This window comes from Rathayibacter agropyri, from assembly GCF_013249015.1.
Taxonomy (GTDB): Bacteria; Actinomycetota; Actinomycetes; order Actinomycetales; family Microbacteriaceae; genus Rathayibacter; species Rathayibacter agropyri.
In genome coordinates this window covers 126,192-152,408 of the sequence record NZ_JABRPL010000001.1, presented here as the reverse complement: position 1 = coordinate 152,408, position 26,217 = coordinate 126,192, and the positions used below count along the sequence as shown (strand labels likewise).

The following is a 26,217-nucleotide window of genomic DNA, read 5'->3' as shown; positions in this document are numbered from 1 at the left end:
GTCACTGCCCGTTCGCCGCCGAGCGCGGTCTTCGGCCCTCCGGCCGTCGAGCCCCACCGGCCGACGATGATGCGGGCACCGAGAAGCACGACATCGAACAGCAAGGTGAGGCTCCGAGCGATGAGTGACCAGCAGCCGTGGGGACGGGTCGGCGACGACGGGACGGTCTACGTCCGCGTCGGCGACGGGGAGCGCGAGGTCGGCCAATACCCCGATGCGAGTCCCGAGGAGGCGCTCGCCTACTACGAGCGCAAGTACACCGAGCTCGCCGGGCAGGTCTCCCTGCTCGAGCAGCGCGCCAAGCGCGGCGCGCCCGCCGGCGATGTCGCGCGCACCGTGCAGTCTCTGTCTGCCGCCATCGCCCAGGCCAACGCGGTCGGCGACCTCGCGGCGCTCCAATCCCGCGTCGATGCTCTGAGCGGCTCCGTGGAGGATCTCACCGAGCAGCAGGCCGCCGAGGCCAAGGCCGCGCTGGCCGATGCCCTCGCCTACCGCGAGGCGATCGTCGCCGAGGCCGAGGCGCTCGCCGCCGTCGATCCGGCAAAGACCCAGTGGAAGCAGGCCAGTGCGGCAATCGACGAACTCTTTGCCCGCTGGCAGAACCACCAGCAGCAGGGCCCTCGTCTTCCCAAGAACGACGCGAACGAACTCTGGCGCCGGTTCCGCAGTGCCCGGACCACGATCGAGCAAAACCGCAAGGCGTTCTTCGCCGATCTCGATTCGGCGCACCGTGAGGCGAAGCAGGCCAAGCAGGCGCTCATCGACCAGGCGGAGGCACTGGTGCCCCAGGGCGCCGACGCGATTCGGGAGTATCGGGCGCTCCTCGAGCGCTGGCGGGTCGCCGGCCGCGCGGGCAAGCGGTTCGACGACGCACTCTGGGCGCGATTCAAAGCCGCGGGCGACGCGATTTACGGCGCCAAAGCCGAGGTCGTCGCGCAGGAAAGCGTCGAGTACACCGAGAACCTCGACCTCAAGCTCGCTCTGCTCGCCGAGGCAGAGCCGCTGCTCGAGGAGCAGGACCGCGAGAAGGCCAAGCGCGCGCTGCTCTCGATTCAGGAGCGCTGGGATGCGGTCGGGCGTGTGCCGCGCGAACAGGTGCGGGTCGTCGAAGACCGCCTGCGCACAGTCGAAGCGCATGTCCGCAAGCTCGACGAGGAGCACTGGAACCGCAGCAACCCCGAGCGCAAGGCGCGCTCGGAGGGACTCGCCTCGCAACTGACCGCGGCAATCCAGAAGCTGCAGGACGAGCTCGACGAGGCGAAGGCCCGCGGCGACCGCGCGGCGATCGCCCAGGCTCAGGAGGCGCTCGACGCCCGCAAGGTGTGGCTCGACGCGATCGGCTGAGAACGTCCGCGGCGGATCCCTCCACAGATCCGCCGCGGGCGATCTGCGGGTCGCGCGCGTCGGCCATCCTGGCTGGATGCGCCTTCCCGCCGTTCTTCTTCCCGGGCATCTGCCGCTCGCCGAGCTTTGCGCCGCGAGACTCGACGGCGAAGTCGTCGGTCTCGACGAGGGCTTCCTCGTCGCGGACCTGCCACTGGGCGTTCCTGAACGGCTGGCCGCACTCGCTGCGATCCTCCCCCGGGGTGCGGTCGCCGATCGTCTCTCCGCGGCCTGGGTGTACGGAGCACTGCACGACCCACCTCAGGTGCACAGCGCTTCCGTCGACCGCCGGCACCGACTGCGTCCGCCACTGAGCTCCCGGCTCCGCTGTCACGAGGTGCTTCTCGATGACGGCGATGTCCTGGTCCACAACGACACTGCGGTGACCACCGCCGTCCGGACCCTGATTGATCTGGCCCGCACCGTCGGAGGCGAGAGCCTGATCCGCGCCGTCGCCCTTGCGACACGGACCGGACTCGAGGCGGTGCTCGCGCGACTCGAAAACGGAGGACCGGTCGCAGCGCCGCACCGGATCGAGCGCCGATTGCGGGCGGCGCTCTCCCCCGCGCCGCCGGGGGCTCAGCCCGCGCTCACCCGGTACACGTCGTAGACCGCATCGATCCGGCGGACGGCGTTGAGCACACGGTCGAGATGGGTTGTGTCCCCCATCTCGAAGACGAAGCGGCTGATCGCCAGTCGGTCACTCGAGGTCGACACCGTGGCCGAGAGGATGTTGACGTGGTGCTCCGAGAGCACGCGGGTCACATCGCTCAGCAGGCCGGAGCGATCGAGCGCCTCGACCTGGATCTGGACGAGGAAGATGCTCTTCGAGGAGGGCGCCCACTCGACGTCGACGATTCGCTCCGGCTCCTTCAGCAACTCCTGCACGTTGTGGCAGTTTGCCTGGTGCACCGAGACTCCGGCGCCCCGGGTGACGAAGCCGACGATCTGGTCGCCGGGCACCGGCGTGCAGCACTTCGCGAGCTTCACCAGGATGTCCGGCGCACCCTTGACCAGCACGCCCGACTCGCTGCTACGGCTGCGCGGCCGGGGCGAGCGCGGGAGCGTGACCTCGTTCTCATCCGACTCCGGATCGCCCTGAATCGACGACACGACTTTCTCGAGCACCGACTGGGTCGACACATGGCCTTCGCCGACCGCTGCGTACAGCGCCTCGACGTCGTTGTAGCGCAGTTGGCTGGCTACCTCAGTGAAGGTGTCCTGGCTCATGAGCTTTTGCAGCGGCAGATTCTGCTTGCGCATTGCGCGGGCAATGGAGTCCTTGCCCTGCTCGATCGCCTCGTCGCGCCGCTCCTTCGTGAACCACTGGCGGATTTTGTTGCGCGCGCGCGGACTCTGCACGAACTGCAGCCAGTCCTGACTCGGACCGGAATCAGGATTCTTCGACGTGAAGACCTCAACGACGTCGCCCGTGGTCAGCGATGACTCCAGCGGGACGAGGCGTCCGTTGACCTTGGCTCCCATCGTCCGATGACCGACCTCGGTGTGCACGGCGTAGGCGAAGTCGACCGGGGTTGCTCCGGTGGGCAGGCCGATGACCCGGCCCTTGGGGGTGAAGACGTACACCTCCTTCGCGCCGATCTCGAAGCGGAGGGAGTCGAGGAACTCGTTCGGGTCGGTCGTCTCGGACTGCCAGTCGGAGAGGTGCGCAAGCCAGGCCAGATCGTTGTCGTTCGAGCCGGAGATGGGCACCTTGCCGGTGGCCATCTGCTCCTTGTACTTCCAGTGCGCCGCAATACCGAATTCGGCGTGCTGGTGCATCTCGTTGGTGCGGATCTGAATCTCGACCGCCCGGCCTTTCGGCCCGACCACCGTGGTGTGCAGCGACTGGTACAGGTTGAACTTCGGAGTCGCGATGTAGTCCTTGAAGCGGCCGGGCATCGGCGTCCAACGCGCGTGAATCGAACCGAGCACGGCATAGCAGTCGCGCACCGAGTTGACGAGCACGCGGATGCCGACCAGGTCGTAGATCTCATCGAACTCGCGACCACGGACGACCATCTTCTGGTAGATCGAGTAGTACTGCTTCGGCCGACCGACGACGCGGCCACGGATCCGCCCCGCACGAAGATCCTCGCTGATGAGGTCGATAACGCTCTGGACGAATTCCTCGCGCTGCGGTGTCCGCCGCTTCACCAGGTTCTCGATCTCGTTGTAGATCTTGGGATACAGCACCGCGAACGACAGGTCCTCGAGCTCCCACTTGATCGCCTGGATACCGAGCCGATGCGCGAGCGGCGCGTAGATCTCGAGGGTTTCTGTGGCCTTGCGGGCGGCCGATTCGGCCGGCACAAAACCCCAGGTGCGGGCGTTATGTAGGCGGTCAGCGAGCTTGATGATCAGCACACGGATGTCTTTCGACATCGCCACGATCATCTTGCGGACCGTCTCGGCCTGGGCGCTGTCACCGTACTTGACCTTGTCGAGCTTCGTGACTCCGTCGACCAGCATCGCGACCTCATCGCCAAAATCAGCGCGAAGTTCATCCAGCGTGTAGTCCGTGTCCTCCACGGTGTCGTGCAGCAGAGCCGCCGCGATCGTCTTCGAGCCGATCCCGAGATCGGCGAGAATCTGCGCCACCGCGAGCGGGTGGGTGATGTACGGCTCGCCGCTGCGGCGCTTCTGGCTCGCGTGCGCGCGCTCCGCGACCGAGTACGCACGCTCGATCAGAGCAATGTCGCTCTTGGGATGGTGAGTCCTGACGGTGCGGACGAGGGTGTCGACAGCGCCCGAGGGCTGCGCGCGGGAGAAGATCCGGGGGACCAGTCTGCGCAGAGCAGCGGTCGAGGACGTCGTCGTCGTTTCCGTCACGCGAGAGTCTCCATCGCCCCATTATCGCCCGTGCGGGGGATGCGGATGACCGCTGCGCCTCTCACGAACAGACCGGTTCTTAGTCGATGCGGCCGGGCCGACCGTCGTCGTCGACCACGGCGCCGTCGGCCGCGGCCCACGCGGTCATTCCCGCCTCGACATTCGCTGTCTCGTAGCCGGCGCCGGCGAGAGCCTGCGCGACTCTCGCCGAGCGGACGCCCGAGTGGCAGACAACGAGAATCGGGGCGCCGTCAGGCAGTTCAGCCTGCCGCTGTCCGATCTCGCCCATCGGGATGTGGTGGGCGCCGGGAGCGTGGCCGAGTGCCCACTCGTGCGGCTCACGGACATCAAGCAGCCAGACCTCATCGCGCGCGACGAGGCCGACCGCGTCGGCGGCGGAGACCTGAGAGTAGTCGGCCATCGGTTAGCCCTGCACTGCCGGCGCGGCGGGTGCGGTCGCCTTCGCGCGCGCCGAATCGACCCGCTTGTCGTGCTTGACGATTTCCGGCTCACGGCTGCGCAGCTGCGCGTAGAGCGGAGCCGCGACGAAGATGGTGGAGTAGGTGCCGACGATGATGCCGATCAGCAGCGCAAGAGAAATGTCGCGCAGCGTGCCGGCTCCGAGGACGAAGGCACCGATCACGAGGATCGCGGCGACCGGGAGCGCGGCGACGATCGACGTGTTGATCGAGCGGACGAGGGTTTGATTCTCGGCCAGGTTTACCGTCTCGGAGAATGTGCGCGTCGTGCTGTCCATCGCCGCCGCCGTGTTCTCCCGGATCTTGTCGAAGACCACCACCGTGTCGTACAGCGAGTAGCCGAGGATCGTGAGCAGACCAATCACCGCCGCGGGCGAGACTTCGGTGCCGGTGATGCCGTAGACGCCGGCGACGATCACGAGGTCGTGGAGCAGCGCGACGATGGCGGCGAGCGACATCTTCCAGGTGCGGAAGTACGCCCACATCGCCAGGGCGGCCAGGACCACGAAGATGATCAGGCCGCGGATCGCCTGCTGCGTGATGTCGTTGCCCCACGCCGCGCCAATGAAGGAGGAGGCGACCTGCTCGGGCGGCACGTCGTAAGCCTCCGAAAGCGCGTTGCGCACCGAGGTTGACTCGTCCGTCGAGAGCTGGCCGGTCTGCACGCGGATGGAGTCGTCGCCGACGATCGAGACGCGCGGCACGGTTTCGGGAGCCACGGCGGTCACGGCATCCGTCGCCGTGGCCTGGTCAAGGCTCGACGGCGACGAGACCGTGAACTGCGAGCCGCCGGTGAACTCAATGCCGAAGTTGAACCCGCCGCGCGCGACCGTACCGAGCACGGTGATCAGGATGAGCACGAGTGAGATCAGGTACCAGGTGCGGCGCCGCCCGACAAAGTCGACCGAGCGCGCACCGGTGTAGAGGTCGTTTCCGAACTGCGAGAAGCTGGCCATCACGCGTCCTTCCCGGTCGATTCGGTGGCGTTGCGCGTGCCTGCCGCCTCGGCGGCCTTGCGCTCGGCGATGGTCTGCCGCCTGGCCGCCTCGCGGGCAGCGGAGGCGCGCTTGCCTGCGACCACCTGGTCCTGCGGACGGAACGCCGCGCGACCACGGTAGACCGCTCCGAGCGCTCGCGGATCGAGCCCGGACGCCCGGTGCCCCTCCGCGAAGAACGGTCTCGTCGCCATCAACTGCAGGATCGGGTGGGTGAAGAGGGCAACCACGACCAGGTCGATCAGCGTCGTGATGCCCAGAGTGAGCGCAAAGCCGCGAACACTGCCCACCGCGAGCAGGAACAGCACGACGGCGGCGAGCAGGTTCACCATGTCGGAGGCGAAGATCGTGCGCAGCGCACGGCGCCAGCCCGCCTCCACCGCCGACTCCAAGCCACGGCCATCGCGCAGCTCGTCGCGGATCCGCTCGAAGTACACGATGAAGGAGTCGGCCGTGATGCCGATCGCGACGATCAAGCCCGCGACTCCTGCGAGCGAGAGGCGCAGTCCCTCCCGCCACGAGAGCAGAGTCACCACCAGGTAGGTAACGATCGCGGCGACCATCAGCGACGCGATGGTGACGGCGCCGAGCACTCGGTACTGCGCGATCGAGTAGAGGATCACCAGGAGGAGACCGATCACCCCTGCAAGAAGGCCGCTGGCCAACTGGGCCGAGCCGAGCGTGGCGGAGATGCTGTCGGAGCTTTGCACCTGGAAGCCGATCGGCAGCGCACCATACTTCAGCTGGTCGGCGAGGGTCTTCGACGACGCCTGCGTGAACGATCCCGAGATTTGCGCGTTGCCGTCCGTGATCGCGGCGTTCGTCGAGGGCGCCGAGATGACCCGGCCGTCGAGGACGATCGCGAACTGATTCTGCGCTCCCTGGAGCGCGACGAGGCGCGAGGTCACGTCGCCGAAGGCGCGGGTGCCCTGGTCGTCAAACGACAGGTTGACGGCCCAGGTGCCGGTGCTGGCTCCGGAGGACGTGGTCATCAGGCCGTTGGAGGCGTCGGAGATGTCCTCGCCGGTGATCTCGACCGGGCCGAGCACGTACTTGACGGCGCCGCTCGGGTCGCACGTGATCAGTGGCTGATCCGCTGGGGCGAGGTTCGGGTCCTGGTTGTTCAAGAAGGCGCAGTCGAACGAGGTGTACTGCGCCTGGAGCGCCGGCGTCAGGTAGGCGAGGTCGCTCGCGTTGGCCGGCGGAGACGTCGGCTCGGTGGCCAGTGACGGGTCGACGGGAGTCGGTGTGGGCGATGACGTGGCGTCGCCTCCGACCGCGGTGTTCGTGGCCTGGCTTGCGACGAGCACGGGCCGGAAGTCGAGCTTCGCCGAGGCCTCGATGCGCTGGAGCGTCTCGTCGTCCGGGGTGCCGGGGATCGAAACGACGATGTTGCTGGAGCCCTGCGTGGTGATTTCGGCCTCGGAGACGCCCGACGCGTCGATCCGCTGACGGATGATCGAGACGGCCTGAGTGAGCTGCTCCGAGGAGACGGCGTCGCCGTCGTTGAGCTGAGGCTGGAGGACGATCTGTGTGCCGCCCTCGAGGTCGAGCGCGAGCTTCGGCATCCACGACCCGCCACCCCACAGGACAGCGGCCGTGTTGAGACCAACGAGAGCGAGGATCAGGACACCGAGCCAGCTCAGGGAGCGGCGGGCCTTCCGGACGGGGGTTGATGCGGCCACCCAGGGCTCAGCTTTCTCTTCGTTCGTTGGTGATCGGCCCGGAGTCGCCCGGACACGGAGAAGGGCGGGCGGGGCGCCGGAGCGCCCTACCCGCCCAGGAGACTACTGCGCGTCCGGTCGGCGATCGCGCTCGACCGGGTCGACCAGCGGGTCGCGATGCGCTGCGTCGCGCTCGCCGAACTCGGGCGACGTGGTCGCGGTCAGCGGTTCGACCTCGGTCTCTGTTGCGACGTTCTCGCTCGGGTCGATCAGGCGGGCGATGGCCTGGCGGTGGATCGTGAGCAGCGTGCCGGGTGTCGACTCGATGACGATCTTGTTCGCTTCGTCATCGATAGACACGACAGTGCCGAACAGCCCGGAACCGGTCATCAACTCCACCCCGGGGACGAGGTTGTTCTTCATGCTCTCCGCATCGCGCTGGCGCTTCTTGTTGTTGCGGAACATGAAGATCATCATCACGGCGAGCAGCAGGACGAGCAGGATGATCGTCGGATCCATGGGTGGGCCTTCCGGAGTGGAGTGGCGATCCGCCGCACGGCCTCGGGTCGAGGAGGAGCGAATCGAGCGGCCCGTCGGGCCTAGGAAATTATAGGTCATCCTCGAACAGCGACTGCGGAGACGCTGCTCCACGCGGATCGATCCCGAAGTGCCGGTAGGCGGCCGACGTCGCGACGCGCCCTCGGGGTGTGCGGGTGAGCAGGCCGATCCGCACCAGGAACGGCTCGACGACCGCCTCGACGGTCTCGGCCTCCTCCCCCACCGACACCGCCAGGGTGTTCAACCCGACGGGACCGCCGTCGAAGCGGGTCAGCACGATCTCCATCACGGCGCGGTCGAGCCGGTCGAGGCCGAGCGCATCGACGTCGTAGAGGTCGAGGGCGGCGCGGACGGCGGTGACGTCGGCTCGTCCCCCGTGCACGAGTGCGAAGTCGCGCACCCGCCGCAGCAGGCGGTTCGCGATGCGCGGGGTGCCCCGGCAGCGGCCGGCGATCTCGGCCACCGCGTCGGCGTCGATGTCGAGTTCGAGCAGTCGCGCCGCGCGTGCGAGAACCTGCCGCAGCTCGTCCTCCGCATAGAACTCGAGATGGGCGGTGAAGCCGAAACGGTCGCGAAGCGGATTGGGCAGCAGACCCGAGCGGGTCGTCGCCCCGACCAGGGTGAACGGAGCGAGATCCAGCGGGACGGACGTGGCTCCCGCGCCCTTGCCCACCATGATGTCGATCCGAAAGTCCTCCATCGCGAGGTAAAGCATCTCCTCCGCCGAGCGCGCCATGCGATGGATCTCATCGATGAAGAGGATCTCGCCTGGCAAGAGCGACGAGAGCACGGCAGCGAGATCGCCCGCGTGCTGGATCGCCGGTCCGCTCGAAAGACGCAGCGGCGAGGAGCTCTCCTCCGCCACGATCATCGCGAGCGTGGTCTTACCGAGACCAGGCGGGCCGGCGAGCAGGATGTGGTCGGGCGTGCGTCCCTGCATCGAGGCCGCCTTCAGCAGCAGCTCGAGCTGACCGCGCACCTTTCGCTGACCGACGAATTCGCTGAGACTCTTGGGCCGCAGCGCGCCCTCGAACGCGATCTCGGCCTCGGAGGCGACCTCGGGGCCGAGCACGTCGTCGTCGCTCACGAGCGCGCCGCAGGGCCGAGGCGGGCGAGGGCGAGGCGGAGCAGGGCCTGCACGTTCGCGGCGTCCGAGGCCTGCGCGTCGAGCAGGATCTCGTCCACCACGTCGGCGGCGGTGCGCTCGGGCCAACCGAGACCGACGAGGGCCGACAGGACGCTCTGCGCAGCGGTCGCACCCGCGCCGGAGCCCCGCGCGGCTCGCGGGCGGACGGAGAGCTTGCCCGCCAGCGACAGGACGATCAGCTTCGCCGTCTTCGGGCCGATGCCGCTGACTTTGCGGAACACCGCGTCGTCCTCCTCGGCGACCGCCTGCGCGACGCGATCCGGCTCGACTGCACCGAGGACGCCGAGCGCCGATTTCGGGCCGACACCCGTGACTCCGATCAGCAGCTCAAAGATCTCGAGTTGCTCCTCGTCCGGAAAGCCGTAGAGGGTCAGCGAATCCTCGCGCACCACGAGCACGGTGCTGACGGTGGTCTCGTCGCCGACGCGCATGTCGAGGGCGTGCTGCGGAGTGACATTGACCGCGTAGCCGACGCCGTGGACATCGAGCACGGCGAGACTCCCCCGAGCGGAGAGGACAGTGCCGCGGAGGGAGGAGATCACCGCGCCAGTCTAGATGCTCGAACAGGCGTTCGAGTCGCGGCCTCCGCGGCGCGCCAAGCCCGCTGCGCCGCGGTCTCGCCGTCGCCCGCGCCGGGCGCGGCGACAAGGGGCGCGCGCCAGGCGTGACAGACGGCCAGCGCCAGGGCGTCCGCAGCGTCGGCAGGAGTCGGCGGAGTGTCGAGGCGCAGCACCCGCTGGATCATCGCAGTTACCTGGCGCTTGTCGGCCGCTCCGTAGCCGGTGACCGCGGCCTTCACTTCGCTCGGCGTGTGCATCCCCACGGGGAGGGAGCGGCGAGCGGCGGCGACGAGCGCGACTCCGCTGATCTGCGCGATGCCCATGACCGTGCGCACGTTGTTCTGCGCGAAGACGCGCTCGAGAGCGACCGCATCCGGCCGGTGCTCATCGAGCAGCGCCTCGATCCCGTCGCCGAGGGCCAGGAGGCGGCGTTCGAGGGGGTCACCGACCGGGGTGCGCAGCACGCTCACGTGCACAAGGGTCGCTCGGCGGTCCCGCGTGACATCGACGATGCCAACACCGCACCGGGTGAGCCCGGGGTCGATCCCGAGGACGCGCATCAGGGCATCCTCGCGGAGCAGGCCGGGCTCACCGGGTCACTCCTCGTTCTCGAGCTCGGCGCGGACCTCTGCGGTGATGTCGAGGTTGGTGTAGACGTTTTGCACGTCGTCCGAGTCCTCGAGTGCGTCGATCAGGCGGAACACCTTGCGGGCGGTGTCGGCGTCGGCCTCGACCTGGAGCGAGGCGACGAACTCGACGTCGGCGGAGTCGTAGTCGATCCCCGCGTCCTGGAGGGCGGAGCGTGCAGGCACGAGCTCACTCGGCTCGGTGCGGACCTCGAAGCTCTCGCCGTGGTCGATCACGTCGTCGACACCGAAGTCGAGGACCGCGCCGAGCACATCGTCCTCGGTCACGCTGTCTCCGTGCGGCACCGAGATGACTCCCTTGCGCGCGAAGTTGTAGGCGACGCTGCCCGGGTCGGCCATGGTGCCGCCGTTGCGGGTCATCGCGGTGCGGACGTCCGCTGCCGCGCGGTTCTTGTTGTCGGTGAGGCACTCGACCAGGAGGGCTATGCCGTTCGGTCCGTAGGCCTCGTACATGATGGTCGTGTAGTCGATGACCTCGCCGGTGAGGCCGGCGCCGCGCTTGATCGCGCGGTCGATGTTGTCGTTCGGCACCGAGGTCTTTTTCGCCTTTTGCACGGCATCGACGAGCGTCGGATTGCCGGAGAGGTCGGCACCGCCCATCTTGGCGGCCACCTCGATATTCTTGATCAACTTGGCAAAGGACTTCGCGCGGCGCGAATCCTTGATCGCCTTCTGGTGCTTGGTCGTGGCCCACTTGGAATGCCCGGACACGGTGCTCCCTCGGAAAGTTCGTTTCGTGCGACTCCCGCAGGACGCCGCTGATGGCTCGACCAGTGTAATCGGGCGCTGCCGGGGCGGCCGGAGCCGCGCCCGAGGGCAGTACCGGGAAGCGGGGACGTCGCTCCTCCACAGGCGACCACCCCGGCCGAGTTGTCCCGTGTGAGCGGTCACAGTCGCGCTGGTGTCGGTGGTCGCTGATTCAATACTTGTATGACAGATGCAGGCGAGACAGGCGCGGCGGAGGCTGTGCTGGAGGAGGTGCGGTCGCGTGGCGATCGGGCGGCCGGCCTCGTCCGGTCCGCTGCCCCCGTGCTTCTCGCGGCGGCCGAGGAGTTGTACGCGGGGTACCGCGCGGCGCTCGCCTGCCCGGAGTCGTTCGCACGAGGGCGATCCCTCTCACGCAGCGAGGCGGGCGATCTGGTGGAGCGGTCGATCCGGGCAGAGTTCGCGGTAGCACTGGGAGTGTCGGAGCGGGTCGTGTCGCGCGAGCTGGAGCAGGCGCAGTTGCTCGTCGAGGACTTGCCCTGCACACGGGCCGCACTGGCCGCGGCGCGCATCCGTTGGGAGGCGGGCCAGGTAATCTGCGTCATCGCGCGCACCCTGCCCGTCGACTCCCGGGCCCTGTTCGACCAGCGGGCCGTCGAGGCAGCCGTCTCGATGACCCCGACACAGTTGCGCCGCGTGGTGGCTCGGCTGCGGGAGGAGCTGCATGAGGAACCTCTCGCCGGCCGCCATTCACGTGCCCAAGAAGACCGGCGCGTCTGGGTGACTCCAGACGTGGACGGGATGGCGACGCTCTGCGCACAGCTCCCGGCGCCTCTCGTTCTCGGAGCGTATGACCGGCTGGATCGTATCGCCCGAACGCTCCGCGAGGGCGACGAGCGAACGCTGGCCCAGCTTCGAGCCGATGCGCTCGCCGATCTGCTCTGCGACGGTGACGTCTCGGGCACAACCCCCGTCGGCGACGGCACCGGGGTCGCAGCGACCTTCGTGCCGGGAGTGCGAGCCGAGGTCAGGCTCACCCTCGCGTTAAGGACAGCCGCGGGTCTCGACGACGCCACCGCTGACCTCGACGGCTACGGGCCAATCCCCGCCAGCGTCGCGCGGGAACTCGCGGGCGTCGCACCGTCCTTCACCCGGGTCCTCGCCGACGCGCACACGGGGATGGTCGTCTCCGTTGGACGCACGCACCGGGTACCGCCGCCACGGATGCGGCTCCACCTCCAGCTGCGGGATCAGACCTGCCGCTTCCCCGGCTGCACCCGGCCCGCCGCGACATCGGAGGTCGATCACACGATCGAGTGGCGCAACGGCGGCGACACCGCACTGACTAACCTCGCCTGCCTGTGCGTCGCGCACCACCACGTCCGGCACGGCGACCGATGGACCTACGTGCTCCACCCCGACGGCACCGCAGACTGGACCACTCCGACCGGCCGACGCGTCACCACGCGACCACCAACGCTGCACGGCCGTCCGCCCGCCCCTCCCCCACAACCACCACGGCAGCCCCACTCCACCGCCTCACCCCCGCCCTTCTGACAACGCCCCCTTTCACCAGCCCCTCCCGCGCCCTTCACCGAGGAGCGGCCTCTGCGAGCCGAACCGGCGATCCGTGTGCCAGCGGATCACCGTAGGCGCACGCGCCGGGCAGGAACCGGCGCGGAAACAAGCACCGCCACAGTTATTTCACCAGCCGGGAGAGCACACGGTCCGCGAGGACCTTGCCTCCCGTCTGGCAGGTGGGGCAGTACTGGAGGGTGGAGTCGGCGAAGATCACCTGGCGGACCGTGTCACCACAGACGGGGCAGGCTTCACCGGTGCGCCCGTGGACGCGCATTCCGAGCTTTTTCTCGCGTTTAAGGTCCACCGCATGCAGGCCCTCGGCTCGTGCGAGCGCCTCCTTGAGCGTGTAGCGGAGCGCCGAGTACAGGCGGTCCAGCTCATCGGACGTCAGTGCAGCGGGCTTGAACGGTGACAGACGGGCCACGTGCAGAATCTCATCGGAGTAGGCGTTGCCGATGCCCGCGATCCGGGACTGATCTCGGAGGACACCCTTAAGCTGCGCCCGGCCCGCCGTAGCGAGGATCGCGCCGAGGATTTCCTGGGTGAAGGCGGGATCGAGCGGATCCGGGCCCAATCGGGCGACGCCCGGCACGTCGAGCGGATCGGCGACGATCGAGAGCGCGAGGCTCTTCTTGGTCCCGGCCTCGGTCACATCGAAGCCCGAACCGTCATCGAGGATCAGCCGCGCGGCAAGCGGACCCCGCCCCGGCTTCACGGGCACCGTCGGTCGCTCTGGCCGCCAGCGCACCCAGCCCGCGCGAGCAAGGTGGAGAAGCACGTGCGCATCGCCGACGGCGAAATCGAGGAACTTGCCGTGCCGTGTCACGCCGTGCACCATCTGCCCTGCTAGAGCGGATGGCGGGATCGCTACCGTCTTCAGCGCCGAAATCGCGAAAACGTCGAGCCTTTCGAGCACGCGGCCGCCGAGGCGAGCATCAAGGTCGAGAGCGAGCGCCTGGACCTCGGGGAGTTCGGGCATGCAACAACCCTCACGCGCCGAAGCGAGTGGCCGCAACCTTCCGCAGGAAGAGCTCGTGAAAACGGTAGTCACCGGTGATCTCCGGATGAAACGCCGTTCCGAGGAGGTTGCCCTGCTCGACGGCCACAACCCTGCCGTCGGACACCGAGGCGAGCGCCGTCGCCCGCTCCCCCAGCTCCTCCACGACGGGCGCGCGGATAAACACAGCGTGCACGGGAGGGTCGCCGAGGGCCGGCACGTCGAGATCGGTCTCGAAGGAGTCGAGCTGATTGCCGAACGCGTTCCGGCGGACGGAGACGTCGAGCCCGCCGAAACTCCGCTGCCCGTCGATGCGGTCGACCACGCGGTCGGCGAGCATGATCAGCCCTGCGCAGGTTCCGTAGACGGGAAGACCCGCCTCGATTGCCGCGACGACCGGCTCCGCGAGTCCGAAGAGTCGTGAAAGCTTGTCCATCACCGTCGACTCGCCTCCCGGAATAACGAGCCCGGCGACGGAGGCGAGCTCCTGCGGACGCCGCACGAGCACCACGTCGGCATCGAGCTTGCGCAGTACGTTGGCGTGCTCGCGGAAGTCGCCCTGCAGCGCGAGTACGCCGACGAGGAGCCGCTCGTTACCAGCCACGCTCGGCGAGGCGGTGCGGCGCGGGCAGATCGGCCACGTTGATGCCGACCATCGCCTCGCCCAGTCCGCGTGACGCCTCCGCGACGACCTTCGGGTCATCGAAGAATGTTGTCGCCTTCACGATCGCGGCGGCGCGCTTGGCGGGCTCGCCGGATTTGAAGACGCCCGAGCCGACGAACACACCGTCGGCGCCGAGCTGCATCATCAGCGCTGCATCGGCAGGAGTGGCGACCCCGCCCGCGGTGAAGAGCACGACGGGGAGCTTGCCGGTCTGCGCGATCTCCACGACCAGGTCGTACGGGGCCTGCAACTCTTTGGCCGCGACGTAGAGTTCGTCCTTCGTCATAGCCCTGAGGCGGTTCACCTCTGCCGAGATGGTGCGGATGTGCTTGGTCGCCTCGGAGACGTCGCCGGTGCCGGCCTCACCCTTCGAGCGGATCATGGCGGCGCCCTCGGTGATGCGGCGCAGCGCCTCGCCCAGATTGGTGGCTCCGCAGACGAAGGGGACGGTGAACTTCCACTTGTCGATGTGGTTCACGTAGTCAGCGGGCGAGAGGACCTCGGACTCGTCGATGTAGTCGACACCGAGTTCCTGCAGGACCTGCGCCTCGACGAAGTGACCAATGCGCGCCTTCGCCATGACGGGGATCGAGACGGCAGAGACGATGCCGTCGATCAGGTCGGGGTCGCTCATCCGCGCAACGCCGCCCTGGGAGCGGATGTCGGCGGGAACGCGCTCGAGTGCCATGACGGCGACAGCACCGGCGTCCTCCGCGATGCGGGCCTGCTCGGCGGTGACGACATCCATAATGACGCCGCCCTTGAGCATCTCGGCAAGACCGCGCTTGACGCGGCTCGAGCCGAACTGCTCCGAGGCGGACGAGGACGAGGTGGTCGTGTCGGTCATGCTCGCGAGTCTACGAGATACGGGCGGTTCTACTCGCTCGGCCAGGCCGCCGCAAGGCTCGCCCGGACGTCGCCCAGCAGCTGCGGGAGCGCCTTGGTCTTCGCGATGATCGGGAAGAAGTTGGCGTCGGTCGCCCAGCGCGGCACCACATGCTGGTGCAGATGCGCGGCGATCCCGGCACCCGCCACGGCGCCCTGGTTCATCCCGAGATTGAAGCCGTCGTTGTTCGAGACGGAACGGACGACCCGCATGGCCGTCTGCGTGAGCGCCCCAATCTCAGCCACTTCCTCGTCAGTGGCCTCGTCGTACAACGGGATGTGCCGGTACGGGCAGACCAGCAGGTGGCCGGAGTTGTACGGGAACAGGTTCAGCAGGACGTACGCGTGCTCGCCGCGGGCGACGATCAGCGCCTCCTCGTCACTCAGCATGGGAGCGACGCAGAAGGGGCAGTTGTCGGCTCCCGGCTGCCCCTTCCGGATGTAGACCATCCGGTGCGGTGTCCACAGGCGCTGGAACTCGTCGGGCACGCCGGCGAGATGCGCCGAGCCCTCCGCTCCCTCGGGCACAGGGTCGGTCACGCTCAGACCTGCGCCTTGGTGGCGACGGCGTCGCGGATGCGCGCGACGGCGTCCGCGACGGGGATCCCGTTCTCCTGCGTGCCGTCGCGGAACCGGAAGCTGACGGCCCCAGCGTCACGGTCCTTCTCGCCGACGATGATCTGGAACGGCACCTTCGCCAGAGTGGCGTTGCGAATCTTCTTTTGCATCCGGTCGCTGGAGTAGTCGATCTCGGCACGGATGCCGGAGCGCTTGAGTTCGCCCACGACCTCCTCGAGGTAGGGCAGGTATTCGTCGGCGATCGGGATGCCCACGACCTGGACCGGCGACAGCCAGACCGGGAACGCACCCGCGTAGTGCTCGGTAAGAATGGCGAAAAAGCGCTCGATCGAGCCGAAGAGCGCGCGATGGATCATCACGGGGCGCTTCTTCGATCCGTCGGACGCTGTGTACTCGAGCTCGAAGCGCTCGGGCTGGTTGAAGTCGAGCTGAATCGTGGACATCTGCCACGTCCGGCCGATCGCGTCGCGGGCCTGCACCGAAATCTTCGGGCCGTAGAACGCGGCTCCGCCCGGGTCGGGCACGAGTTCCAGGCCGGAGGCGACGGCGACCGCCCGCAGCGACTCGATCGCGTCCTCCCACTGCTCGGGTGCGCCGACGAACTTCGGGTTGCCCTCCTCGTTGGTGGAGAGCTCGAGGTAGAAGTCGTTCAGGCCGTAGTCGCGGAGCACCTGGAGCACGAACTCGAGGTTGCGGGTCAACTCGGCCGCGACGTCCTCCTGGGTCACGTAGATGTGCGCGTCGTCCTGCGTCAGCCCGCGCACCCGGGTGAGGCCCTGGAGGGTGCCGCTTTTCTCGTAGCGGTAGACGGTGCCGAACTCGGCCAGGCGCAGCGGCAGCTCGCGGTAGCTGCGTCCCCGTGAGCGAAAGATCAGGTTGTGGAACGGGCAGTTCATGGGCTTGAGGTAGTAGTCCTGGCCCTGGCGAGTGATGGTGCCGTCCTCGTCCTGCAACTCGTCGAGGTGCATCGGAGGGAACATGCCCTCTGAGTACCACTGCAGATGCCCGCTCGTCATGAACAGGTCACCCTTGGTGATGTGCGGCGTGTAGACCAGCTCGTAGTCGTGAGCGAGCAACTGCTCCCGCATGTACTGCTCGATCTCGTAGCGGATGATGCCACCCTTCGGATGGAACACCGCCAATCCGGACCCGATTTCGTCCGGGAACGAGAAGAGATCCAGCTCGTGGCCGAGCTTGCGGTGGTCCCGGCGCGCCGCCTCCTCGAGCCGCGCCTGGTGCGCGCGCAGTTCGTCCTTGGTGGGCCAGGCCGTGCCGTAGATGCGCTGGAGCTGCGGGTTCTTCTCGGAGCCGCGCCAGTACGCCGCCGCGTTGCGGGTCAGGGAGTAGCCGTTGCCGATCATGCGGGTGTTGGGAAGGTGCGGGCCGCGGCACAGGTCCTTCCAGACCGTCTCGCCCGAGCGCGGGTCGACGTTGTCGTAGAGGGTGAGCTCGGCGCCGCCAACCTCGACGTTCTCGTCGTCGGCTCCGCCGCCCTTGAGCCCGACCAGCTCCAGCTTGTACGGCTCGCCGGCGAGTTCGGCGCGCGCCTGCTCCTCCGTGACCACGCGGCGCACGAAGCGCTGGCCCTGACGGATGATCCGGTCCATGGCCTTCTCGAGCCCCTTCATCGCCTCAGGCGTGAATGGCTCCTCGACGTCGAAGTCGTAGTAAAAGCCATCGGTGACCGGCGGGCCGATACCCAGCTTCGCCTCCGGGTTGACCTGTTGGACGGCCTGAGCGAGCACGTGCGCGGCGGAGTGGCGGAGGATGTTCAGCCCGTCGGGCGAGGAGATCAGCACGGGCTCGATGCGGTCGCCCGCGACGACGTCCGCCGCCAAGTCCTTCAGCTCCCCGTTGACACGGATCGCGACGACCGCCCGATCGCTGAAGTGCGTGAATCCCGTACCCGCCTCGGTGACGACCGAGTGGGACTCGATCTCTGCGGGATTCGACGGTTCATTCGACACGGGCAAACACTCCTCGGGCTCGGTTGACCCCTCGACTGTAGTCGGCGGTGGGACCCTACCCGAGCGTCCAGCGCACGCGGGAACCCAGCGCGTGCAGAGCGGCGGCGAGTTCCTCCCGTTCGGCACCGGGAAGGACGAGGGCGTTGCGCTCTAGCTCGTGCAGGAGGATCCGCTCGAGCGACTGCGGCACCGTACCGACGGCGAGCGCCCCCTCGAGCATCGCGAGGATCGCAATGATCGCGACCGTGTCCCGGGCGGCGAGACTGTGCTCGCTGGTTTCCATGCGTCGTCATCCTTTCTCGGGGCCGACCCCTGGTCGAGCCCATTCTGCCGTCCGTCCGCTGTGGGCCGGGCGCAGGCGAGCACTCCGCTCCGCTCTAGACTCGGCGCATGCCCGACGACTCCGCCCCTTTGCCCGCGCCTGGCACTCCCGAGGCAGCTCCTGAGCAGGAGCTGTACGCCTACCCGTCCGCTCCGTCCTCCTCAGCCGGCCGCAATCCGATGGCCGTCGCCAGCCTCGTCCTCGGCATCATCAGCCTCCTGATCAACCCGCTGCTGGTGCCCTCGATCCTGGCGATCCTCTTCGCCGCGCGCGGCCGGGCGGCCGCCGCGGTCGTGGGAGGCGGTCGAGGACTCGCCACAGCCGGTCTGGTCACCGGGATCCTCGGCCTGGTCTCGGGCGCCGTCACCATTGCGAGCAACATCGCCTCCGGATTCTCCGGCTGATCCCGGTGCGCGCGCCCTGGCTCTTCGTCGTCGCAGTCGCCCTCGCCGCCCTGGTCTTGCGCGGTCCGATCGTCGCCGTCGCTCCGGTGATCGACGCCGTCCGCGGTGATCTCTCCCTCTCCTCCGGCCAGGCGGGAGTCCTCACGAGCATCCCGGTGCTGTGCTTCGCCCTCGCGACTCCGCTCGCCCTCCTGGTGATCCGCCGGGCAGGTCCGGACGCGGCCGTGACGGTGACGATCCTCGGAGTCGCGCTGGGCACGATCGTCCGCTCGGCCGGCGATGTTGTCGCCGTGGTCGCGGGCACGGTTCTGATCGGGGTTTTCATCACGATCGGGAACGTCGTGCTGCCCGTCGTGATCCGCCGCGACGTCTCGGCCGAGCGCATCGATCTGACGACGGGCGTCTACACCGCGGCACTTAACCTCGGCTCAACGATCACGTCACTCGGAACGGCACCTCTGGCTCTCGCGCTCGGTTGGCGCGGCGCCCTGGTGATTTGGCTCGGCCTGAACGCGCTGGCCCTCGTCGGCTGGCTCCTCGCCGTCGGCCCTCGGGCGGCTCTGCGACCGGCGCCTCGGCTCGTGCGCGGCAGCGGACCAGCGGAACCTGCACCGAGGATCTGGCGCAGCGCGACGGTCCTGGCGCTCGCGCTGTGCTTCTCGAGCCAGGCCTTTTCGTACTACGGCGTGACCGCCTGGCTCCCGTCTCTGCTGGTCGACCGCAACGGCTTCTCGATAGCCACGGCCGGAGCGAGTTCTTCGGTCTTCCAGCTCGCGGCGGTCGCAGGAGCGGTGGGGATCCCCCTCCTGGTGCGTCGGCTTGGACCGCGCGGCAGCATCCTCCTGGTCGGCCTGCTCTGGTGCACGGTTCCGATCGGGCTGCTGCTGGCGCCGCAGCTCTGGGCTCTCTGGTGCGTGCTCGGAGGCGTGGCGCAGGGCGGCGGCTTCACGGTTGTCTTCGTGCTCGTCGTGCGACTGTCGCGCTCGGATGCACACGCCTCACGGCTCTCGGCCACGGTGCAGGGCATCGGCTATGCGGTCGCCGCGACGGCACCGACAGTGATCGGGTTCGCCCACGACGCCAGCGGCGGCTGGGACGCGCCGCTGCTCACCGTGCTCGCCGCTACCTGCTCGTTCCTCGTCTGTGGAACCCTCGCCGCCACCCGCCATGCCCGCGTGCGCTGAGGATCATCAACAGGTCTTCACCCTTCTCGTCAAGGGGGCCACGTCGCTTTCCACCGCGCCGTAGCGTGTGCGCATGTCCGAGCAGAGCACCACCCGCGAGAAGACCGCTCCCGACCCTGACGACGCCCGCAAGCCGGATGACATCACTGATATCACGAAGCGCTCGTGGTTCTACGTGCTGAAGAAAACGGCCCGCGAGTTCGGCGCTGACCAGTGCACCGACCTTGCCGCCGCGCTGACCTATTACGCGGTTCTCGCCCTGTTCCCTGCGCTGCTCGCGATCGTCTCGGTGCTCGGCCTCTTTGGGCAGGCGCAGGCTACGACCGACCTCGTCCTCGACCTGGTCGGCAACCTCGCGTCGGCTCAGGTGGTCGACCTGCTGCGTGAGCCGATCCAGGCGCTCACCGGGTCCTCCGCCGCGGGCCTCGCTTTCGTGACCGGTGTGGTCGGCGCCCTCTGGTCCGCCTCCGGCTATGTCGGAGCTTTCGGCCGCGCCATGAACCGGGTGTACCAGATCGACGAGGGGCGCCCATTTTGGAAGCTCCGGCCCACGATGCTCGGTGTCACCGTCGTCACCGTCGTGCTCATCGTGATCGCCGCGCTGATCCTGGTGCTGAGCGGACCGGTCGCTACCGCTGTGGGCAACGTCATCGGACTTGGCTCGGCAGCACTGACCGTGTGGAACATCGCCAAGTGGCCGGTGCTCGTGATCATTGCCGTCTTGACGGTCGCGATCCTCTACTACTGGGCCCCTAACATCCGGCAGCCGAAGTTCCGCTGGATGAGCGTCGGTTCGATCCTCGCACTGGTGGTCTGGCTCGTCGCCTCCGCCGGCTTCGCCTTCTACGTGGCCAACTTCTCCAACTACAACAAGACGTACGGGTCCCTGGGCGCGGTGATCGTCTTCCTCCTCTGGATCTGGATCACCAACATCGCCTTGCTCTTCGGCGCCGAGTTCGACGCCGAACTCGAGCGCGGCCGGGAGCTGCAGGCAGGCATCGAGGCGGAGGAAACCATCCAGCTACCTCCTCGCGACACGGCGGCGAGCGACAAGAAGGCGACTGTGCACGAGAAGGACGTGCGTGACGGACGCTGGATACGGCTCACGAGCGAGAACCGCGACGGCTCGGCCCCGAATGAGGGCGACGAAGTGGCGCGAAAGGACTGATTTGGCGGCGCGAGGACCAGCCCAGGGGCCCGAAAAGCGCGAATCTGAGAGGATTCACGGCCTACAATTCACGCCACCTGCATCCTCTCTGACTCGCGGTCGTACCCTGTCGGGCGTGCCGAGCACCCGTTCGGCGCGACCCGGTGACGAGGGAGCCTCCGTGATGCAGAGCGACGCCGACCACGACGGGCCCTCGCAGCCCGACTACTCGAGGGAACAGGAGGGCTACCGCCCGGGACTCAAGCCCCGGCAGTTGCAAATGATTGCCATCGGAGGCGCCATCGGCACGGGCCTCTTCCTTGGTGCCGGCGGTCGCCTCGCCTCGGCGGGACCCTCGCTGGTGATCGTCTATGCCATCTGCGGCGTTTTCGCGTACCTCATCCTTCGAGCGCTCGGCGAACTCGTGCTGCACCGGCCGAGTTCCGGCTCCTTCATCTCCTACGCCCGCGAATTCCTCGGCGAGAAGGCGGCCTTCATCGCCGGCTGGATGTACTTCCTCAACTGGGCGATGACCGCGATCGCCGACGTCACCGCCGTCGCCCTCTACGTGAAGTACTGGTCGCTGTTCTCCTCGGTGCCGCAGTGGCTCCTCGCGCTCATCGCCCTGGTCGTCGTGCTCTCGCTCAACCTGGTCTCGGTGAAGGTCTTCGGCGAACTCGAGTTTTGGTTCGCGCTGATCAAGGTCACCGCCCTCGTGGTGTTCCTCATCGTCGGAGTGGTCGTACTGACCGCGGGCTGGCCGCTGCACGCCGGTGGCACGACCGTGGAGCCAGGCATCAGCCTGTGGGACGACAACGGCGGCATTCTCCCGGGCGGCCTGATCGCCAGCGTCCTCGTCGTGCAGGGTGTCGTCTTCGCCTACTCCGGCGTCGAACTCGTCGGCACCGCGGCGGGCGAGACGGCCGAACCGGCCAAGGTCATTCCGCGCGCGATCAACTCGGTGATCCTGCGCATCGCCGTCTTCTATGTCGGCTCGGTCCTGCTCCTCACCCTCCTGCTGCCCTTCACAGCCTATTCGAAGGACCAAAGCCCCTTCGTCACCTTCTTCAGCAGCCTCGGCGACGGCTCCTTCGGCGAGATCGCGGGCTCGATCATGAACTTCGTGGTCCTGACCGCCGCCCTGTCGAGCATCAACGCCGGGCTCTACTCCACCGGCCGCATCCTGCGCTCGATGGCCCTGAACGGCTCCGCCCCGCGCTTCACCGGGAAGATGAACGCGCAGGGAGTGCCCTTCGGGGGGATCCTCCTCACCGCGAGCATCACCCTGATCGGCATCGTGCTCAACCTCTTCGTCCCCAAGCAGGCGTTCGAGATCGTGCTCAACGTCTCCGCTCTGGGCATCGTCACGGGCTGGGGGATGATCGTGCTCTGCCAGATGCAGCTGCAGCGCTGGGCCGCGCAGGGGCGGCTCACGCGTCCGAGCTTCCGAATGCCCGGAGCCCCGGTCACCTCGTGGATCACGTTGACGTTCCTGGTCGTGGTGGTGCTGCTGATCGCGGCCGATTTCCCGACCGGCACCTGGACGGTAGGCATCGTCGCGGTCGTCGGCGTGCCCGCACTCGTCATCGGCTGGAAGGTCGCGAAGCCGCGCATCCTGGCGATCGCCGCGGCCCGCGACGGCTTCACCGGGGCAAACCCCGTCATTGCCGCGCGAGCGGCCGCCGAGGCGAAGCGCGACGACAACGTACGCCAGCGGGAGTAGGAGCGCGGGAGCAGCTGCTCGGGAGGAGTAGCTCAGCGCCGACGCAGATAGCGCAACAGGAGGACGTCTCCGGCCGTGAGGACATGCGCAAGGCGCTGCTCGCGCGCCTGCGGAACCGGCCCGTGCGCCAGACGCCCCGCCTCCCCCGCCTCGAGCGTCGGACTGATCGTCAGGCAGAGTTCGTCGACGGCGTCCGCCGCGAGCAGAGCGCCGAGCAGCGACGGTCCGCCCTCGCAGTGGATCCGGCCGAGACCGCGCTCGGCGAGCTGCGCGCGCATCCGCCCGACGTCGAGTGCCTGCTCGCCGCAGACGAGAACGTCGGCGACCTCAGCCAGCTCTGAGCGTCGGTGTGCCGACGAGGAATTGGTGGTCACGACCACCGGGCGCACCGGAGCCTCGGTGAACACCCGAGAGGCGGGATCGAGATCGAGCGAACCCGACACGATCGCGAACACGGGATGCGGTGGCAGGCCCGCGGCGCCTCGCGCCGCCGCGGCCTCGTCCCCGAGGACCATCGGACCGTAGCCTTCGGCGCGGACGGTCCCGGCAGCGACCAGCACAACGTCGGCGAGTCGGCGGAGGAGGTCGAAGACGCGCAGGTCGGCCTCGCCGCCCAGGTCCCCCGACACAGCATCGCGCGTGACCGCTCCATCGACGCTCGAGACGAAGTTGACCCGCAGCCACTCCTCGCTCCCCCCGTCCGTGTAAAGCCTGAGCAACGCCTCGTCTGAGAGGTCCGGCGCGGCCGGCATGAGCCCGTCGATCCGGGCGCTCACGCCGTCGGTTCCACGTTGTGGCGGAGGAACGCCGGCGCTCGCCAGCCCAGGACCGCCTCCGTGAGCCGGACCGCGTCGACCGCCTGGCGCACGTCGTGCATCCGTACAATCCGCGCACCGTGGAGGATGCAGATCACGGCCGCGGCGAGCGAGCCCTCGAGCCGTTCCCCCTGCGGCCGGTCGAGGGTCTCGCCGATGAAGTCCTTGTTTGACACCGCGGCGAGCACCGGGTACCCGAGCGGCGTCAGCTCCGCCAGACGCCGGGTCAACTCGAGCGTGTGCAGCGTGTTCTTGTTGAGGTCGTGCCCCGGATCGACGATGATCCGCTCTGCCGGCACACCCGCGGCCCGGGCCTGCTCCGCCTTGGCGCCCAGGTATTCGAGGACGGTCGAGACGACATCGTCATACTCGGGCCGGGCAGGCTCGCTGCGCGGTGCGCCGAGGCTGTGGGTGATCACGAGGGACGCGGAGGAGGAGGCAAGCACGGCCAGCATCCTCGGGTCGTGCAGGCCGCTGGTGTCGTTGATGACGGAGGCTCCCGCGGTGATGCTCGCCAGGGCCACCTCGGCACGGGTCGTGTCGACGGAGACGACCACGTCGCTCCGCTCGGCAATGCCGGCCACCACCGGCACCACTCGGTCAAGTTCCTCCTGCGGCGAGACGGCCGGTCCGCGGCCGAAGGGCACTCCGCCGATGTCGACCCAGTCGGCGCCCTGCTCGGCCGCGCGGACGGCCGCCGCCACGGCGCTGTCCAGGGCAAAGGTGGAACCCCTGTCGTAGAAGGAGTCGGGGGTGCGGTTCACGACCGCCATCACGGCGACCTGCCGCTCGAAGTCGAAGTCGCGTCCACCGATGTTCCGCGTGGTCATGGGCCGTCCCTCCCGCTCCGAGTGCCGCCCGTGCTCCGGCGTCGCTCACCCTAGACGAGCTGACTCGACGGCGACCGTCACAACGGCAAAAACCCCCGGCCGAAGCCGGGGGTTCTGGTGGTGGGCGATACTGGGATCGAACCAGTGACCTCTTCCGTGTCAGGGAAGCGCGCTACCGCTGCGCCAATCGCCCGTTGCTCCGTGCGGAGCGCCTCGCTCGGTGAACGATCGAGGTGGATACGGGATTCGAACCCGTGTATACGGCTTTGCAGGCCGCTGCCTCGCCTCTCGGCCAATCCACCGTGCACGGGATTCGGTGTCGGCGGCCCGAGGGTGCCGTCCCGATGACACCGGTCAGAAGACCGGCGTTCGAGCGGATGACGAGATTCGAACTCGCGACCCTCACCTTGGCAAGGTGATGCGCTACCGCTGCGCCACATCCGCATGTAAGTCGTACTGGTGGTCGTTGTCTGGCCGACGCTTTCGCTGCCCGACTCGACCTAGAAGAATGTATACGACCCGCGGTCGAGTTTCCAAATCGAGCGGAGTGCGGGCGTGGCGTGGCGTCGTGGTGCATCCGGCGCCGAGGGATCCGCTACGATCGATTCTCGGGTCGTCCAGTCATGACCCTGCGGGCGATTGGCGCAGTTGGTAGCGCGCTTCCTTCACACGGAAGAGGTCATCGGTTCGAGTCCGGTATCGCCCACTGTCCTGCGACTCACGGTGCTCCAGCAGGAGCACCCTTCAGAACACCTTCCCGGGATTCATGATCCCGAGCGGATCGAAGACCGCCTTGATCCCCCGCTGGAGGGCCAACGAATCCTCCCCCAGCTCCTCCGCAAGCCAGCGCCGCTTGAGCAGGCCAACGCCGTGCTCCCCGGTAAGAGTCCCGCCGAGGGCCAGCGCCGTGCGGAACAGTTCCGCCGCTGCTTCCCAAACGCCCTCATCGACCACATGAGAACCCGTCGGCAGCACGAAGTTCGGGTGCAGGTTCCCGTCGCCGGCGTGAGCAACCGTGGGGATGCTCAGCCCGGTCCGCTCCTCGATCCGGCGGATCGCGGCGAACATCGCGGGGAGCGCCGAGCGGGGCACGCAGACGTCCTCGATCAACACCTCGCCCTCGGCCTCGAGCGCCGGATGGAATGCGCGGCGCACGGCGAGCAACGCCTCACCCTCCGCGGGGTCGTCGGTGGCCTCCGCCTCGCCCCCGCAGGCCGTAACGATCTCGAGGATCTGCCGCGCCTCCCCCGCTGCTCCCCCGCCGTCGGTCTGCACCAGTAGGTAGGCAGCCCCGCGATCGAGGCGAATGCCCGTGTAACGCGCGATAGCGGCGAGCGCCGCCTCGTCCATCAGCTCCATCACCGCCGGCCGGAGGCGCGCTGCCGTGATCGCGGCGGACGCGGCGGCCGCAGCCACCACACTCGGGAAGTACGCGCCGAGAGTGACCACGGGCCCGGCGGGGATCGGTCGGAGTTTCACCGTGGCCTCCACGATGACGCCCAGAGTGCCCTCCGACCCCGTGAGCAGCGCCGTGAGGTCGTAGCCGGTGACGCCCTTCACGCTGCGGCGACCCGTGCGCAGGAGGCGACCTCCGGGAAGGACGACGGCGAGGCCGAGCACCGCCTCGCGGGTGACTCCGTACTTGGCACAGAGCAGGCCGCCCGCGTTCGTGGCGATGTTGCCACCGATGCTCGAGATGGCCTTGCTCGCCGGGTCGGGGGAGAACACGAGCCCGGAGGGAGCCACGGTGTCCGAGAGCGCCTGGTTGAGCACGCCCGGCTCGACTACTGCCAGCTCGTCCTCCAGTGAGATCTCGAGGATGCGGTCCATAGCCGCGGTCGAGACGACGAGGGCTCCCTCGCTCGCGACTCCCCCGGCCGCCAGTCCCGTTCCGGCACCCCGCGGAACCACGGGCACGTGGAACTCGGCGGCGAGCCTCAGAGCCGATTGGACATCCGCCACGCTCTCGGCCTGTACCAGAGCGAGAGCACGCCCCGGACTTGACCAGCCGGACTTATCGGAGTGGACCGCCTCGAAGGCCGGACCGCCCGTGACGAGGCGCTGACCGAGCTCGTCGCCGAGCCGAGGGAGGATGTCGGTGTCGCTCATGCGCCTCTCCGTGCGGATGGTCAGTCGGCCGTGCGGGTGG

Annotated in this window: 25 protein-coding genes and 4 tRNA genes; 8 read left to right on the top strand and 21 right to left on the bottom strand. The window is 68.4% G+C overall.

Features of this window, described 5'->3' with window-relative positions; genetic code table 11:
• The first annotated feature begins 120 nt into the window (after positions 1-120).
• Together HRF29_RS00775 and HRF29_RS00770 are read left to right on the top strand one after the other, a co-directional pair.
• Positions 121-1,344 carry a DUF349 domain-containing protein gene (locus HRF29_RS00775; RefSeq protein ID WP_173243225.1) on the top strand — a complete coding sequence of 408 codons (1,224 nt, stop codon included), beginning with the start codon at positions 121-123 and terminating at the stop codon, positions 1,342-1,344.
• Positions 1,345-1,420: 76 nt separating this feature from the next.
• Positions 1,421-1,993, top strand: coding sequence for a hypothetical protein (locus HRF29_RS00770; protein WP_173243222.1), 573 nt, complete (start codon positions 1,421-1,423; stop codon positions 1,991-1,993).
• On the opposite strand, the gene HRF29_RS00765 is transcribed toward HRF29_RS00770, so the two are convergent.
• The 9 genes from HRF29_RS00765 to HRF29_RS00725 form a co-directional block, all read right to left on the bottom strand.
• The gene (locus HRF29_RS00765; RefSeq protein WP_173243219.1) at positions 1,963-4,215 is read right to left on the bottom strand and encodes a RelA/SpoT family protein; all 2,253 of its coding nucleotides are present in this window, start codon (positions 4,213-4,215) and stop codon (positions 1,963-1,965) included. The two genes, HRF29_RS00770 and HRF29_RS00765, sit on opposite strands and share 31 nt — an antisense overlap.
• 79 nt (positions 4,216-4,294) lie before the next feature.
• Positions 4,295-4,636 carry a rhodanese-like domain-containing protein gene (locus HRF29_RS00760; protein ID WP_173243217.1) on the bottom strand — a complete coding sequence of 114 codons (342 nt, stop codon included), beginning with the start codon at positions 4,634-4,636 and terminating at the stop codon, positions 4,295-4,297.
• A 3-nt stretch (positions 4,637-4,639) separates the two neighbouring features.
• Complete coding sequence (secF, locus tag HRF29_RS00755; RefSeq protein WP_173243214.1) at positions 4,640-5,650, bottom strand: protein translocase subunit SecF; 1,011 nt, start codon at positions 5,648-5,650, stop codon at positions 4,640-4,642.
• Complete coding sequence (gene secD / locus HRF29_RS00750; protein WP_173243211.1) at positions 5,650-7,374, bottom strand: protein translocase subunit SecD; 1,725 nt, start codon at positions 7,372-7,374, stop codon at positions 5,650-5,652. Before secD ends, secF begins: the two co-directional genes overlap by 1 nt.
• Before the next feature lie 102 nt (positions 7,375-7,476).
• Positions 7,477-7,872: a preprotein translocase subunit YajC gene (yajC, locus tag HRF29_RS00745; RefSeq protein ID WP_173243207.1), complete on the bottom strand. Its 396-nt coding sequence runs from the start codon at positions 7,870-7,872 to the stop codon at positions 7,477-7,479.
• A gap of 88 nt (positions 7,873-7,960) precedes the next feature.
• Positions 7,961-8,998, bottom strand: a complete 1,038-nt coding sequence (ruvB, locus tag HRF29_RS00740) for a Holliday junction branch migration DNA helicase RuvB (protein ID WP_173243203.1) — start codon at positions 8,996-8,998, stop codon at positions 7,961-7,963.
• Positions 8,995-9,600 carry a Holliday junction branch migration protein RuvA gene (gene ruvA / locus HRF29_RS00735; protein WP_173243200.1) on the bottom strand — a complete coding sequence of 202 codons (606 nt, stop codon included), beginning with the start codon at positions 9,598-9,600 and terminating at the stop codon, positions 8,995-8,997. Before ruvA ends, ruvB begins: the two co-directional genes overlap by 4 nt.
• The gene (ruvC, locus tag HRF29_RS00730) at positions 9,597-10,178 is read right to left on the bottom strand and encodes a crossover junction endodeoxyribonuclease RuvC (protein ID WP_173243197.1); all 582 of its coding nucleotides are present in this window, start codon (positions 10,176-10,178) and stop codon (positions 9,597-9,599) included. The genes ruvA and ruvC overlap by 4 nt, the downstream gene beginning before the upstream one ends.
• Positions 10,179-10,214: 36 nt before the next feature.
• On the bottom strand, positions 10,215-10,976 hold the full coding sequence (locus HRF29_RS00725) for a YebC/PmpR family DNA-binding transcriptional regulator (RefSeq protein ID WP_173243193.1): 762 nt from the start codon (positions 10,974-10,976) through the stop codon (positions 10,215-10,217).
• Positions 10,977-11,195: 219 nt separating this feature from the next.
• Here HRF29_RS00725 and HRF29_RS00720 point away from each other — a divergent pair, with 219 nt between their 5' ends.
• Complete coding sequence (locus HRF29_RS00720) at positions 11,196-12,527, top strand: HNH endonuclease signature motif containing protein (protein WP_173243191.1); 1,332 nt, start codon at positions 11,196-11,198, stop codon at positions 12,525-12,527.
• Positions 12,528-12,669: 142 nt separating this feature from the next.
• Here the strand turns inward: HRF29_RS00720 and HRF29_RS00715 are convergent, their stop codons facing one another.
• From HRF29_RS00715 to HRF29_RS00690, 6 genes are all read right to left on the bottom strand, one after another.
• Positions 12,670-13,530 (bottom strand): Fpg/Nei family DNA glycosylase, encoded by an 861-nt coding sequence (locus HRF29_RS00715; protein WP_173243188.1) that lies wholly within the window; start codon positions 13,528-13,530, stop codon positions 12,670-12,672.
• 10 nt (positions 13,531-13,540) lie between these two features.
• Positions 13,541-14,152, bottom strand: coding sequence for a pyridoxal 5'-phosphate synthase glutaminase subunit PdxT (gene pdxT / locus HRF29_RS00710; RefSeq protein WP_343043595.1), 612 nt, complete (start codon positions 14,150-14,152; stop codon positions 13,541-13,543).
• Positions 14,142-15,059: a pyridoxal 5'-phosphate synthase lyase subunit PdxS gene (gene pdxS / locus HRF29_RS00705; protein WP_173243182.1), complete on the bottom strand. Its 918-nt coding sequence runs from the start codon at positions 15,057-15,059 to the stop codon at positions 14,142-14,144. The genes pdxT and pdxS overlap by 11 nt, the downstream gene beginning before the upstream one ends.
• 29 nt (positions 15,060-15,088) lie before the next feature.
• The gene (locus HRF29_RS00700; protein WP_343043594.1) at positions 15,089-15,637 is read right to left on the bottom strand and encodes an HIT family protein; all 549 of its coding nucleotides are present in this window, start codon (positions 15,635-15,637) and stop codon (positions 15,089-15,091) included.
• Positions 15,638-15,639: 2 nt separating this feature from the next.
• Entirely contained in the window at positions 15,640-17,613 is a 1,974-nt protein-coding gene (gene thrS, locus HRF29_RS00695) for a threonine--tRNA ligase (RefSeq protein ID WP_343043655.1), read from the bottom strand.
• Positions 17,614-17,698: 85 nt separating this feature from the next.
• Positions 17,699-17,926: a hypothetical protein gene (locus HRF29_RS00690; protein WP_173243175.1), complete on the bottom strand. Its 228-nt coding sequence runs from the start codon at positions 17,924-17,926 to the stop codon at positions 17,699-17,701.
• A gap of 107 nt (positions 17,927-18,033) precedes the next feature.
• Between HRF29_RS00690 and HRF29_RS00685 the strand changes: the two genes are divergently transcribed.
• The 4 genes from HRF29_RS00685 (at position 18,034) to HRF29_RS00670 (ending at position 22,423) form a co-directional block, all read left to right on the top strand.
• Positions 18,034-18,369, top strand: a complete 336-nt coding sequence (locus HRF29_RS00685; protein WP_173243172.1) for a hypothetical protein — start codon at positions 18,034-18,036, stop codon at positions 18,367-18,369.
• Between the two features lie 5 nt (positions 18,370-18,374).
• Positions 18,375-19,553, top strand: a complete 1,179-nt coding sequence (locus tag HRF29_RS00680; RefSeq protein ID WP_343043593.1) for an MFS transporter — start codon at positions 18,375-18,377, stop codon at positions 19,551-19,553.
• 73 nt (positions 19,554-19,626) lie between these two features.
• Positions 19,627-20,721 carry a YihY/virulence factor BrkB family protein gene (locus HRF29_RS00675; protein WP_173243169.1) on the top strand — a complete coding sequence of 365 codons (1,095 nt, stop codon included), beginning with the start codon at positions 19,627-19,629 and terminating at the stop codon, positions 20,719-20,721.
• A gap of 163 nt (positions 20,722-20,884) precedes the next feature.
• Entirely contained in the window at positions 20,885-22,423 is a 1,539-nt protein-coding gene (locus HRF29_RS00670; protein WP_173245770.1) for an amino acid permease, read from the top strand.
• A gap of 32 nt (positions 22,424-22,455) precedes the next feature.
• Here the strand turns inward: HRF29_RS00670 and HRF29_RS00665 are convergent, their stop codons facing one another.
• The 5 genes from HRF29_RS00665 to HRF29_RS00645 all read right to left on the bottom strand — a co-directional run bounded on the left by HRF29_RS00665 (position 22,456) and on the right by HRF29_RS00645 (position 24,512).
• Positions 22,456-23,199 (bottom strand): pyrimidine reductase family protein, encoded by a 744-nt coding sequence (locus HRF29_RS00665; RefSeq protein WP_343043592.1) that lies wholly within the window; start codon positions 23,197-23,199, stop codon positions 22,456-22,458.
• Positions 23,196-24,068 (bottom strand): dihydropteroate synthase, encoded by an 873-nt coding sequence (gene folP / locus HRF29_RS00660; RefSeq protein ID WP_173243166.1) that lies wholly within the window; start codon positions 24,066-24,068, stop codon positions 23,196-23,198. Before folP ends, HRF29_RS00665 begins: the two co-directional genes overlap by 4 nt.
• Before the next feature lie 118 nt (positions 24,069-24,186).
• A tRNA-Val gene (locus tag HRF29_RS00655) sits at positions 24,187-24,261 on the bottom strand.
• A gap of 38 nt (positions 24,262-24,299) precedes the next feature.
• Positions 24,300-24,370 (bottom strand) — tRNA-Cys (locus tag HRF29_RS00650).
• 70 nt (positions 24,371-24,440) lie between these two features.
• Positions 24,441-24,512, bottom strand: a tRNA-Gly gene (locus HRF29_RS00645).
• Positions 24,513-24,701: 189 nt separating this feature from the next.
• On the opposite strand from HRF29_RS00645, the gene HRF29_RS00640 reads away from it, so the two are divergent.
• A tRNA-Val gene (locus tag HRF29_RS00640) sits at positions 24,702-24,774 on the top strand.
• A gap of 38 nt (positions 24,775-24,812) precedes the next feature.
• Here the strand turns inward: HRF29_RS00640 and HRF29_RS00635 are convergent.
• On the bottom strand, positions 24,813-26,177 hold the full coding sequence (locus HRF29_RS00635) for an FAD-binding oxidoreductase (RefSeq protein ID WP_173243163.1): 1,365 nt from the start codon (positions 26,175-26,177) through the stop codon (positions 24,813-24,815).
• Between the last annotated feature and the right edge of the window lie 40 nt (positions 26,178-26,217).

Bases quoted from the DNA above. Each gene is read 5' to 3' on its own strand.
- secF (WP_173243214.1), bottom strand. From the start codon at position 5,650: ATGGCCAGCTTCTCGCAGTTCGGAAACGACCTCTACACCGGTGCGCGC.
- HRF29_RS00715 (WP_173243188.1), bottom strand. From the start codon at position 13,530: ATGCCCGAACTCCCCGAGGTCCAGGCGCTCGCTCTCGACCTTGATGCT.
- HRF29_RS00775 (WP_173243225.1), top strand. From the start codon at position 121: ATGAGTGACCAGCAGCCGTGGGGACGGGTCGGCGACGACGGGACGGTC.
- HRF29_RS00635 (WP_173243163.1), bottom strand. From the start codon at position 26,177: ATGAGCGACACCGACATCCTCCCTCGGCTCGGCGACGAGCTCGGTCAG.
- HRF29_RS00685 (WP_173243172.1), top strand. From the start codon at position 18,034: ATGCCCGACGACTCCGCCCCTTTGCCCGCGCCTGGCACTCCCGAGGCA.
- yajC (WP_173243207.1), bottom strand. From the start codon at position 7,872: ATGGATCCGACGATCATCCTGCTCGTCCTGCTGCTCGCCGTGATGATG.
- HRF29_RS00720 (WP_173243191.1), top strand. From the start codon at position 11,196: ATGACAGATGCAGGCGAGACAGGCGCGGCGGAGGCTGTGCTGGAGGAG.
- HRF29_RS00670 (WP_173245770.1), top strand. From the start codon at position 20,885: ATGCAGAGCGACGCCGACCACGACGGGCCCTCGCAGCCCGACTACTCG.
- HRF29_RS00770 (WP_173243222.1), top strand. From the start codon at position 1,421: ATGCGCCTTCCCGCCGTTCTTCTTCCCGGGCATCTGCCGCTCGCCGAG.
- folP (WP_173243166.1), bottom strand. From the start codon at position 24,068: ATGACCACGCGGAACATCGGTGGACGCGACTTCGACTTCGAGCGGCAG.
- HRF29_RS00690 (WP_173243175.1), bottom strand. From the start codon at position 17,926: ATGGAAACCAGCGAGCACAGTCTCGCCGCCCGGGACACGGTCGCGATC.
- HRF29_RS00760 (WP_173243217.1), bottom strand. From the start codon at position 4,636: ATGGCCGACTACTCTCAGGTCTCCGCCGCCGACGCGGTCGGCCTCGTC.
- HRF29_RS00675 (WP_173243169.1), top strand. From the start codon at position 19,627: ATGTCCGAGCAGAGCACCACCCGCGAGAAGACCGCTCCCGACCCTGAC.
- ruvC (WP_173243197.1), bottom strand. From the start codon at position 10,178: ATGCGCGTCCTCGGGATCGACCCCGGGCTCACCCGGTGCGGTGTTGGC.
- pdxS (WP_173243182.1), bottom strand. From the start codon at position 15,059: ATGACCGACACGACCACCTCGTCCTCGTCCGCCTCGGAGCAGTTCGGC.